This is a genomic window from Stenotrophomonas sp., assembly GCF_032056425.1.
Lineage (GTDB): Bacteria > Pseudomonadota > Gammaproteobacteria > Xanthomonadales > Xanthomonadaceae > Stenotrophomonas.
Genome location: NZ_DAMBCN010000013.1, coordinates 93,961 through 104,694, shown reverse-complemented (window position 1 = coordinate 104,694; position 10,734 = coordinate 93,961). Strand labels below are relative to the sequence as shown.

Sequence of the window (10,734 nt, the reverse complement as noted above, 5' to 3'; positions counted from 1 at the left end):
GGCAAAGTGGTGCTGGTCGGCATCACCCGTTATGGCGGGGATGGCCAGATGCGCGATCAGCAGCAGTATTCAGGCACCGTGCTGCGCATCAGCGCCGAAGAGGGGGTGGTGCTGGCCGACGAGGACGATGGCCACGAACACTATCTGCCGCCGATGCTGGACCAGTACCGGCCCGCCGAGCCGGGCGAGTACCAGCTTCGCACCGGGGGCGCCATCGTGATCGACCCCGATTACCTGACCACCTGGGATCTGCACGCCCAGCAGTAGAACACCGATTGTCTTTCGCCGGGCATGGCCCGGCGCTACCGGAGGTTGCCGACGCCCGTGGTAGCGCCGGGCGATGCCCGGCGTGCATTGCTTCCGGCCCATGGACGGGCAGGGAAGGGGTGCTAGATTCGGCCGATGCCCGCACTCTGGCGGGTGTCCAATCACACCCCAAGGGATCAAGGATGCTCATCCATCGCACCTCTCTGGCAGCGGCCGTCGCCGTTGCTTGCTTCGGCCTGTTGGCCGCGGGCCCGGCACTTGCCGATTACGCAAAGCCGCCGGAACAACTGCTCAAGGTGCTGAAGGCGCCGCCGCCGCCGGTTCCCAGCGTGGACCCCAGCGGCCAGCGCCTGCTGCTGACCACCGCGCAGACCTATCCGTCGATCGCCCGCGTGGCCCAGCCGTACCTGAAGCTGGCCGGGGTGCGCCTGGAGCCGAAGAACCGCAGCCGCCATGACACCCCCGGTGGTTACGGCATTCCGGCCTGCGTGGCCGACTTCAGCGTGGTCGAGATTGCCAGCGGCAAGACCACCCCGGTGACGCTGCCGCAGGGCTGCGCCGGTGGCGCGCAGTGGTCGGCCGACGGCAGGCACTTCGCGTTCCAGAATGCGGTGGCCGACAGCGTGCAGCTATGGGTGGGCGATGCCGCCACCGGTCAGGTCAAGCAGATGCCGGGCGTGCAGTTGAATCCGATCTTCGGCAGCACCGTGCAGTGGCTGGGGGGCAGCAACAGCCTGCTGGTGAAGCTGGTGCCGGCCAACCAGGGCGCCGCGCCGTCCAACGGCGGCGTGCCGACCGGCCCGGATGCACAGGAATCGCTGGGCAGCAGCGGTGAGAGCAGTACCTATGAAGCCCGCGATACGCTGACCAGCGTGCACGATGAAAAGCTGTTCGCGTACTACGGGGCTTCGCAGCTGGCCGTGGTCGACACCGCCAGCGGCCAGGTGCGCCCGGTGGGCAGCGCCGCCATCTTCAACGATGTCAGCGCCGCACCCGATGGCGTGCACGTGCTGACCGAATCGATCAAGCCGCCGTTCTCGCATGCGGTCACCTACCAGCGCTTCGCCAACGATGTGGCGGTGCTGGACATCACCAGTGGCAAGAGCACGGCCATCGCCAGCCTGCCGCTGGCCGACCGCGTGCCAGTGCACGGCGTGCCCGAAGGCCCGCGCGGTTTCGACTGGCGCTCGACCGATCCGGCCACCCTGGTCTACGCCGAAGCGCTGGACAAGGGTGACTGGAAGGTGAGCGTGCCGCACCGCGACCGCGTGCTGATGCTGAAGGCACCCTTCAACGGCAAGCCGGTGGAGATCGCCCGTACCGCGCAGCGGTTTGAGGGCCTGGCCTGGTCGGCCGACCCGGCGGTGTCGTTCCTGTTCGAGAACGACGAGAACCGGCACTGGGTGCAGACCCGCATCGTCGATGTTGACCAGCCGAAGAAGGAGGGCCGACTGCTGTGGGACATGTCCAGCGATGAGCTGTACGGCGATCCCGGCAACCTGGTGTTCAAGCGTCTGCCCAACGGTGCCGCCGTGGTACGCCAGGACGGCAATTTTGTGTTCCTGCGCGGGCAGGGGGCTTCGCCGCAGGGTGACCGCCCGTTCCTGGACCGCCTGGACCTGGGCTCGCTGAAGAGCGAGCGTCTGTTCCGCAGCGATGCCGATGCCTACGAGCAGTTCCTCGGCTTCACCAACACGCCCGGGCGCTACCTGACCTGGCACCAGTCGGTGATGGACCCGCCGAACGCGTTCGTGCGCCAGCAGGGCGAGGCGGTTGCCGCAGCGAAGGATGGCGAGGCGCAGTTCGCGTCCACCGCCACCGCGCTGACCAAGCTGGTCGACCCGACCCCGGAAGTTCGGCAGATCAAGAAGCAGCTGGTGACCTACAAGCGCGCCGACGGCGTGGATCTGTCCTTCACCCTGTACACCCCGCCGGGCTACAAGGAAGGCCAGCGCGTGCCGGCGATCCTGTACGCGTACCCGGCCGACTTCGCCAACGCCGCGCAGGCGGGCCAGGTGTCGGGTTCACAGCAGACCTTCACCCGCCTGCAGCCGTACCGGCTGATGCTGCTGGCCGGTTACGCGATCATCGACAATGCCTCGTTCCCGATCGTCGGCGATCCTAAGACCGCCTATGACACCTACCTGGAGCAGCTGGAAGCCGACGCCAAGGCGGCGGTGGACAAGGCGGTGGACATGGGCGTGGTCGACCGCAACCGTATCGGCGTGACCGGCCACAGCCACGGCGGCCTGATGACGGCCAACCTGATCGCCCACACAAACCTGTTCAAGGCGGGCGTGGCGACCAGCGGCTCGTACAACAAGACCTTTACCCCGTTCGGCTTCCAGAACGAGCGTCGCTCGGTGTGGCAGGCACAGGACGTGTACCTGAAAGCCTCGCCGTTCTTCTACGCCGACAAGATCAAGCTGCCGCTGCTGCTGGTCCATGGCGAAGACGATGCCAACCCGGGTACCGAGCCGTTCCAGTCGCGCAAGCTGTACCAGGCGATCCGCGGCAATGGCGGCACCACCCGCCTGGTGATGCTGCCGAACGAACCGCACTGGTACACCGCGCTGGAATCGAACGAGCAGCTGGTGTCGGAAATGCTGAACTGGTTCGACACCTACGTGAAGAACGCGAAATAACGGCGAGCCTGCTCGACTGCCTTTGTAGAGTCGAGCCATGCTCGACTGCCGTAAACAGGGCCGCCCCAGGGCGGCCCTTCTTGTAGAGTCGAGCCATGCTCGACTGCGCTGTTCACCACGGATGCTCATGAGAAAGCTTGTACGGGAACGCTCGGGATGGGGATGGCTGCTGATCGGCCTGTTGTCCAGCGGCACCGCCGCCGTGGGCTGCACCGCACTGGGCCGGTTTGCGCTGCCTCAGTTCGTTTCGCAGTTCGCCGAAGCGGGCCAGCCGCTGCCGCTGATCACCCAGCTGTTTGCCAGCAGTTACGGGCTGGCCTAGCTGGGGCCGCCGCTGGTGGTTGCTGCCTGGGTGGCAGGACGTGCGCGGCTGTCGGCGTTGATCGGGAGCGTGGCGGTGATGCTGGCAACTCCGCTCGCCATGTTTGCCGCCTACCTGCCGTTGTTCAGGCTGGGCACGCTGTACTGATGGGCGCGCGGCCGGACGGCCGCGATCGTGACCGGGTACCGCCAACCATGACCTACGGCCCGTCGCAGGGCGCTTCGGCGCGTACTACCCTCGGTGGTTCAAGGCACGTGCGTGCCTACTTCCACTGGAGTTGTCGATGTCACGTTCGTTGCTGGCCGTTGCTTCGGCTGTGCTGACCCTGTGCCCGCTGCCGCTGCTGGCCGCCAGGGCGCCCGCGCAGGACCTGGCCGCCGAGGTCAATCCGTTCATCGGCACCACCAACGCCGGCAACGTCTACCCGGGGCCGACGGTGCCCTTCGGCATGGTGGCCTTCAGCCCGGAAATGACCGCATTGCCGGGCAAGCGCTTCCCGATTGCCGCGCCCGGTGGCTACGAGTGGCGCAGCAACGGCGTGCGTGGTTTCAGTCTGACCCACGTCAACGGCACCGGCTGCACCGGTGCCAGCGGCGATATTCCGTTGATGCCGGTAACCCTGCCAGTCGAGCTGTCGCCGTCTTCGGCCGATGCCGGCGTGCGCTACACCAGCCTGCTGGACCACGCGAAGGAAAGCGCCAGCCCCGGCGCCTACACGCTCACCCTCGACAACGGCGTGGCCGTGAGCCTGGCAGCCACGGCGCGCACCGCGGTCGGTCAGTTCCAGTTCCCGGCCGACAAGCCGGCCAACCTGCTGTTCCGCACGTCCGACAGCGAAGTGGGCAGCAGCGATTCGACCATCATCATCGACCCGGCCACGCGTACCGTGCGCGGGTCGGTCACCAGCGGCAATTTCTGTGGCTACCTCGCCGAGGACCGCCGCGAGAGTTACTACACCCTGCATTTCGTCGCCGAGTTCGACCAGCCGTTCGACGTGGGGGGCACCTGGCGCGACGACAGCGTGCAGGCCGGCGCGCGCGAGGGCGGCGGTGGCACCACCTATGGCAGCAAGGGCCACCCACCGGCAGGCAAGGGCGCGGGCGGCTGGATCAGTTTCGATGCCAGGCGCACGCCGGTGGTGACCGCACGCATTGGCATTTCCTACGTGGATGAGGCCGGGGCGCGGGCCAACCTGCGCCGCGAGAGTCCGCAGGGCACCACGGTGGCCGCCACCCAGGCCGCCACCCGCGCAAAGTGGAACGAACTGCTGGGGCAGGTGCGGGTGCAGGGCGGCACGTCCGACGAGCGCACCGTGTTCTACACCGCGCTGTACCACGCCATGCTGGCGCCCAACCTGCACAGCGATGGCGATGGCCGTTACCGCGGCATGGACGGCAGGGTGCACGCGCTGGCCAAGCGGCAGCAGGCGCAGTACGCCAACTACTCGGGCTGGGATGTATACCGCTCGCAGCTGCAGCTGCTCACCCTGCTGCAGCCGCAGGTCGGTTCGGACGTTGCGCAGTCGCTGCTCAACCAGGCCGACCAGAATGGCGGCGTCTGGGACCGCTGGACCCACATCACCGGCGCCACCGGCGTGATGAACGGCGATCCGTCGCCGCCGTCGGTGGCGGCCATCCATGCCTTTGGCGGCCACAGCTTCGACCTGCAGCGCGCCTACGCCTCGCTGAAGAAAGCGGCCACCGTGCCCACTCCACGTGACCTCGACAAGCGCGGTTGCCCGGTGCTGTGCGTGGGCCAGCGCCCGGGCCTGGACCAGTGGCTTGCCCTGAAGTACATGCCGGAAGGCGCGCCGGGCTGGGGCAGTGCAGCCGACACGCTGGAAATGGTCAGCGCCGATTTCGGCCTGTCCGAGCTGGCCCTGGCCGCCGGCGATGCGCAGGGAGCAAAGCAGTTCCGTGAGCGCTCCGGCTGGTGGCGCAATCTCTACAACCCGAAGGCCACCGCGCAGCAGGGCTACATCCAGCCGCGCAACGCCGATGGCAGCTGGCCGGCGTTCGATCCAGCCGCAGATGACGGGTTCGTCGAAGGCAGTGGCGCGCAGTACCTGTGGATGGTGCCGTTCGACCCCGCCGGTCTGTTTGCAGCATTGGGTGGCCGCGAAGCCAGCATCGCGCGGCTCGATGCGTTCTTCCGCAAACCCGACGGTACATGGGCCGTGACCAAGTCCGGCCCGCTGCACGCCGAACTGGACAATGAACCGTCCATCGCCGCGCCGTGGCTGTACAACTTCCTCGGCCAGCCATGGAAGACCCAGGAAACCGTGCGCCAGGCGATGCGGCAGATCTGGACCAACACGCCGGAAGGCATGCCTGGCAATGATGACCTCGGCCAGATGTCCTCGTGGTACGTGTGGTCGGCGCTGGGCCTGTACCCGGTGTACCCGGGCCGCGCGGACCTGGTGATCGGCAGCCCGCTGTTCACCGAAGCGGTGATCACCCGCCCGGGCGCGAAGATCGTGGTGCGTGCACGCGGCGCAGCGATGGATGCGCCGTACGTGCAGTCGCTGCAGGTGGATGGCAGGGCCAGCACTGCGAGCTGGCTGCCGGCCAGCTTCGTGCAGCGCGGCGGCACCCTCGACTTCGAGCTCGGTACCACGAAGAACGAGCAGTGGGGCGCCCAGGACGTCCCGCCCTCGCACGGCCCCCGCTGATCCATGCCAGGCGTGAATGAGCCAGTACGCGGTAGATCCGCGCCATGCGTGGATGATGCGCTGCCCAACCGTGCTAGCCTCACCGTGCAACAGGCAATCGGCAGCCGGAGCCTCCGGGAACAACCATGATCCAGTTTCTACGCGCGCGCTGCTGCGCCTCCGCAGTGGCCCTCGCAATGAGCGCCACCTGCGCACAGGCGCAGCCACCCGTGGCGATCAACCCATTGCTGGTGAAGCCCGTGGACCAGGTCGGCCCGGATGAGGTGCGCTTCATGCAGCAGCGCCTTGCCGACTGGCCCGATCTGGGCCGCTACCGTGAAGCCAACGCGCGCCTGCCCGCCAAGCAGGCCGGCGTGCCGCGCGTGCTGTTCTTCGGCGATTCCATCACCCAGGGCTGGGGCGAAAAGGATCCTGCGGCGTTCTTCCCCGGCAAGGGCTATCTCAACCGCGGTATCAGCGGGCAGACCACGCCGCAGATGGTGCTGCGCTTCAGCCAGGATGTCATTGCGCTGCAGCCGGATGTGGTGGTCATCCTGGCCGGAACCAACGATATTGCGGGCAATACCGGGCCCAGCACGCAGGCGATGATCGAGGACAACCTGTATGCGATGGTGGACCTGGCGCGTGCCCACGGCATTGCCGTGGTGCTGTCCTCGGTGCTGCCGGTGAGCGAGTATCCCTGGATGCCCGGCATCGCGCCGGCGACCAAGGTGCGCGCTCTGAACGCAGCGCTCAAGCAGTACGCCGACGCGCAGGGGCTGGTGTATCTGGACTATTACTCGGCCATGGCCAATGCAGCGGGGGGACTGGATCCGGCATTGGCGGCCGATGGCGTGCACCCCACCGCACAAGGCTATGCCGTGATGGCCCCGCTGGCCGAGCGCGCCATCAAGCGTGCGCTGGCAACCACACCGCGTGCCGCACCCTGAGTGCATGCGCTGACGATGGCGACAGTGTCCAACAAGGTCATCGAGACCGTGGCGCGCGCCGTGTTCAAGCGCAGCCCGGTGCTGGTCACTGAACTGTATTCAAGCGCCGGCGAACAGCCGCGCCGCTACGATTCCGCCGAGGACCTGTGCGAGCACGGCAGGGCGTTGCAGTGGGTATCTGGCGGCATGCTGCTGATCGGCGTGCACTATGCGGACATGGGGGGCAGCGTGCGTACACGGCCCTTCGACACGGGGCGCGGTGAATCCGCGCGCGTCACGGTGTCCGGCTGGGGACTGATCTCGATCCTGCTGCCGATGGCCATCGATGCGAACGTCAGCGCGAGAGTGCAGGCCCTGACCGAGCGGGCCGCACTGGCCCGCGAGCGCGGCGCGCTGGAAGTCCCTCCGGTGTGCGACTGGAACTGGAAGGCGGTCGATTCACACAAGCGCCGCCTGCAGGATGTGCTCAGAAAGGCGCTCTAGGCTACCGCTCAGTCTTCGTCGCGTTTAAGCGCCGCATCGGCGGCCAGCAGTGCTTCGGCGGCTGTACTCAGGGCCGGCGAGGGCGGCGTATCGCTGCCAATGGCCGCCATCATCCGCTCCATGCCCACGAAGCTGCGCGCGCGGCGGTCGTAGATGCCGGTGACCAGCAGCGCGCGGGTGGCGACCTTCTGCTCCGGCCCGATCAGCACGCGCTGTTCCATGATCACCCGCGTGCCGACCCAGCCGGCCAGTCGTGTTTCCAACGTGTAGCGCTGGAATGGCCGCAGTTCGCGGCGGAACTGGATGGTGCCGGCACCGACGATGGGGGCCCATTTCTCACGCAGCGCCACCTTGCCCAGGCCCATGCGCAGGATCAGATCCAGCCGGCCCAGGTCGAAGATGTTCCAGTAGCGGCCATTGGTCATATGCAGGTTGCTGTCCAGATCGTTGGGCAGCACGCGCAACTGCAGGCGGGAAACTCCGAACGGGGCCTCCAGGCGCGGGCGGAACAGGCTGCACAACAGCAGATGAAGCAGGCGGAACCAGAGATTCATGGTTATGACGACTGTTATAGAATCGGCGTTACGCTAATCTATGACGACTGTCCTAGCAAGGAGCGCAGCATGAGCCCACGAGCGAGCGATGCCCCACAGCGTGTCATCGACGCGGCGGCGCAGATGCTGGCGCGGGTAGGGCTCAATGCCACCAGCATCCGTGAGGTGACCAAGCTGGCCGATGCGCCGCTGGGGTCGACCTATCACCATTTCCCGGGCGGCAAGCAGGAACTGCTGGCCAAAGCCACCACCATGGCGGGCGACAGGGTGGAGGCGCTGCTGCTGGAGTTGCTGCGTGACGGCGCCGTCCCTGGCCTGGAGCGATTCCTGGCCATGTGGCGCGAGCGCCTGCTGCGCTCGCAGTTCCGCGCTGGCTGCCCGGTGCTGGCCGCAGCGGTTGAAGAGCCCGTAGAGGCGGTTTCCAGCCAACCCCGCGCAGCGGCGGCCGGGGTGTTCGCGCGCTGGCAGGGCCATCTGGCCCAGGCCTTCATCGGCGACGGTCATGCGCCGGAACAGGCGGCCGGCCTGGCCAGCCTGGTCATCGCCAGCGTGGAAGGTGCGGTAGCGATGAGCCGCGCGCTGCAGGACATCGCCCCGTTCGATCAGGTGACAGAGCACCTGCTGAAGGCGGCGCGCGCAGGCTGAGCCGTCGGAGGGTTGAACAGGGCGCTACTTGAACAGCATGTACAGCCAGCCGAGCAGTACCGGAACCACCACCGAAACGATCGATGCCGCCAGCCAGCACAGGTAGCTGACCGAGGCCGGCAGGCCTTGCCGTTTCAGCGCCCAGGCATGCAGCGGCAGCACCAGCAGGGCCTGTACGACAAGGGCAGCCAATGCCGCCATCCAGAGCAGGATGACCCCCAGGCAGCCGTCGCTGAAACAGTAGGTGGCTGCCCACGATCCCCAGCCGGCGAGGCCGATCATCGGCACGAAGAGAATGAAGGCGAGGGGGCGGGTGAACTGGCGGGCCTGCATGCCGTGCAACGTCCTGTGTCCGGGCGGCCACGATAGCGGCCCCGCGGCGCCAGCGCCATGCCGCAGCCACATGTTTCGCGGTTAGAATCGGCCATCACCGCCACCGCGTGCCCGGCAAGGATGTCCGCATGCTGCACCATCTCTCCCTGGGTGTCCGCGATCTGGATGCCGCCGCGCATTTCCATGATGCCGCTCTGGCGGCGCTCGGCTTTCGCCGCGTGTTCGATAACGACGAGGCAATCGGCTACGGCCTGATCGATGATGAAGACACTCTGGGACGGTCATCGCATCGAGGCCGTCTACAAGGGGACAACGCCTTGACCGCACTGGGTTGGCTGGCGCAGAAGCTGGCGCCCGATGTGGTCACGCTGATCCAGGTGGCGCGCGCGCCGTAGCGTGGCGCTACGGTTCCAGGACGAAGCAGGGAGGAACATGCACGCACGCATCATCTACAAGCGCATCGTGTGCTGGGTTGTGGGCATGCTGGTGGTTGCGCTGCTGGTCGAGCGCGTGTGGCAGGCGCCAGCGGTGCGGATCGGTTCAAGGCCCGTTGTGCTGGGCACTGCGCAGATGCAGGCCGAGGTGATGGCGCTGGCTATCCGCCAGGTGCGTCCACCCTTTCCGCCGATGGCCCCGCCGCCTCTGATCGTGAGGGCGTTGTCGATGGAAGAGGCCGCAACCTTGCCGCCCCGGCCCGTGCCGCGTGTGGAGGCAGCAGTTTCAGCGCCATCGGCGGACATGACCACGCCCTCCGACACCGCGGCTGCGGTGAAGAATGTCGGGCGCTGGCGGCCACCGCGACAGCCCACGCTGGATACCCCAGCGCCTTCCTGGGCCAGGGTGATGGAGTGGACGCTGCCTTTCTGCAGGCAGCGCCCCGCGATGACCGATTGCCAGGATGATGCTCCTCTGGCCCGTTTCCCCGATGATGAAGGTGCGGCGCTGTTCCGGCTGCGGCAGGAGCTGGAGGCTGCGCAGGGCGCCGCCAATGCGCGGCGTTCGCGCGTACCCGAGCAGGCACTGGTGGGTGTGCAGCGGATGACCCAGCAACAACTGCAGAAGATGAAGGTGGCGCGCGGGCCGGGCTGCAACCGGGACGTGACTCAACAGCAGTTGCAGATCGTGTCGCTCTCACGCCCGGTGTTCAGTCTCGACGGGCAGTGGGCGATGATTTCGGTGGTCAGTGGCAGCTGCTTTGATGGATTTGGTCTCCGGGAAAAGTTCCTGCTGCACCGTGAGGACGGCCGCTGGGTGTTTGAGCGGGAGGACAGGGGCGGCGGCGTGCGCAGCAGCCCTGGCACATGGCCCTACACGTGGTGAACAGATCAATTGACAGGAAGGAGACGCGACATGGATATCGCAATGCGCAGCAACAGCCTCTGGCTTCGATGGGCGTTGGGGGTGGTTCTGGCGCTGCTGCTGCCGTTCACCGGCCTGGCACAGTCATCGCCTCCCGCCGCGGTGCCAGCCACCGAAGCGGCGACCGCCAGCGAAGAGGCGAAATGCCGTGCCTGCAGCTACGAACGTATCGGGCGCAAGGTGGATATCGCCCTGGTGGCCGTGATGGCCGCGCTGATCATCGGCATGCTGGTGGCCGTGTCCCGTGAGTGGGGAACGCCCTCGCAGCGCTGGACCTGCCGCAGCACGGCCCTGTTCCTGGCGGCCATGGGCCTGGTGTTCGTGTGGCGCGCCGGCAGCGTGCTCTACCTGGGCTACAGCCCCTGGCAGGAGGTGCCGCCGGTGGTCGAAGCCGGGTGGGTCAACGGGCTGCTGACCACCTCGCCGCGCTGGCTGATGGCCCTGCTGTTGATCGCCGCGGCGCCGCTCATCTGGAAGCGCAGCGAGCGCCTGCCACGCTGGCGCATCGCTTGAGGCAGCGCCGGGC

The 10,734-nt window shown here is 67.4% G+C and carries 12 protein-coding genes; 10 read left to right on the top strand and 2 right to left on the bottom strand.

Annotated features, from left to right (window positions below; all coding sequences use genetic code 11):
• From RTY46_RS10765 to RTY46_RS10740, 6 genes are all read left to right on the top strand, one after another.
• Positions 1–267, top strand: a 267-nt coding sequence (locus RTY46_RS10765; protein ID WP_312708312.1) for a hypothetical protein, incomplete at its 5' end; no start/stop codon positions are given.
• Between the two features lie 182 nt (positions 268–449).
• Positions 450–2,912: a prolyl oligopeptidase family serine peptidase gene (locus RTY46_RS10760; RefSeq protein ID WP_312708311.1), complete on the top strand. Its 2,463-nt coding sequence runs from the start codon at positions 450–452 to the stop codon at positions 2,910–2,912.
• 127 nt (positions 2,913–3,039) lie between these two features.
• Entirely contained in the window at positions 3,040–3,234 is a 195-nt protein-coding gene (locus RTY46_RS10755) for a hypothetical protein (protein WP_312708310.1), read from the top strand.
• A gap of 283 nt (positions 3,235–3,517) precedes the next feature.
• The gene (locus RTY46_RS10750; RefSeq protein ID WP_312708308.1) at positions 3,518–5,905 is read left to right on the top strand and encodes a GH92 family glycosyl hydrolase; all 2,388 of its coding nucleotides are present in this window, start codon (positions 3,518–3,520) and stop codon (positions 5,903–5,905) included.
• Between the two features lie 176 nt (positions 5,906–6,081).
• A complete protein-coding gene (locus tag RTY46_RS10745) occupies positions 6,082–6,834 on the top strand; it encodes an SGNH/GDSL hydrolase family protein (protein ID WP_312708307.1) in 753 nt (250 codons plus the stop codon).
• Positions 6,835–6,849: 15 nt separating this feature from the next.
• Entirely contained in the window at positions 6,850–7,317 is a 468-nt protein-coding gene (locus tag RTY46_RS10740; protein ID WP_312708306.1) for a hypothetical protein, read from the top strand.
• An 8-nt stretch (positions 7,318–7,325) separates the two neighbouring features.
• Here the strand turns inward: RTY46_RS10740 and RTY46_RS10735 are convergent, their stop codons facing one another.
• Complete coding sequence (locus tag RTY46_RS10735; protein ID WP_312708304.1) at positions 7,326–7,871, bottom strand: thioesterase family protein; 546 nt, start codon at positions 7,869–7,871, stop codon at positions 7,326–7,328.
• Between the two features lie 69 nt (positions 7,872–7,940).
• Between RTY46_RS10735 and RTY46_RS10730 the strand changes: the two genes are divergently transcribed.
• Positions 7,941–8,516 (top strand): TetR/AcrR family transcriptional regulator, encoded by a 576-nt coding sequence (locus RTY46_RS10730; RefSeq protein WP_312708302.1) that lies wholly within the window; start codon positions 7,941–7,943, stop codon positions 8,514–8,516.
• 24 nt (positions 8,517–8,540) lie between these two features.
• On the opposite strand, the gene RTY46_RS10725 is transcribed toward RTY46_RS10730, so the two are convergent.
• A complete protein-coding gene (locus RTY46_RS10725; RefSeq protein ID WP_312708301.1) occupies positions 8,541–8,849 on the bottom strand; it encodes a hypothetical protein in 309 nt (102 codons plus the stop codon).
• A gap of 128 nt (positions 8,850–8,977) precedes the next feature.
• Between RTY46_RS10725 and RTY46_RS10720 the strand changes: the two genes are divergently transcribed.
• Genes RTY46_RS10720 through RTY46_RS10710 form a run of 3 tightly spaced genes read left to right on the top strand, consistent with a single transcriptional unit; the run spans position 8,978 to position 10,721 of the window.
• Complete coding sequence (locus RTY46_RS10720; protein WP_312708300.1) at positions 8,978–9,244, top strand: hypothetical protein; 267 nt, start codon at positions 8,978–8,980, stop codon at positions 9,242–9,244.
• A 37-nt stretch (positions 9,245–9,281) separates the two neighbouring features.
• Entirely contained in the window at positions 9,282–10,169 is an 888-nt protein-coding gene (locus RTY46_RS10715) for a hypothetical protein (RefSeq protein WP_312708298.1), read from the top strand.
• A 30-nt stretch (positions 10,170–10,199) separates the two neighbouring features.
• Positions 10,200–10,721 carry a hypothetical protein gene (locus tag RTY46_RS10710; RefSeq protein WP_312708297.1) on the top strand — a complete coding sequence of 174 codons (522 nt, stop codon included), beginning with the start codon at positions 10,200–10,202 and terminating at the stop codon, positions 10,719–10,721.
• Positions 10,722–10,734: the final 13 nt, after the last annotated feature.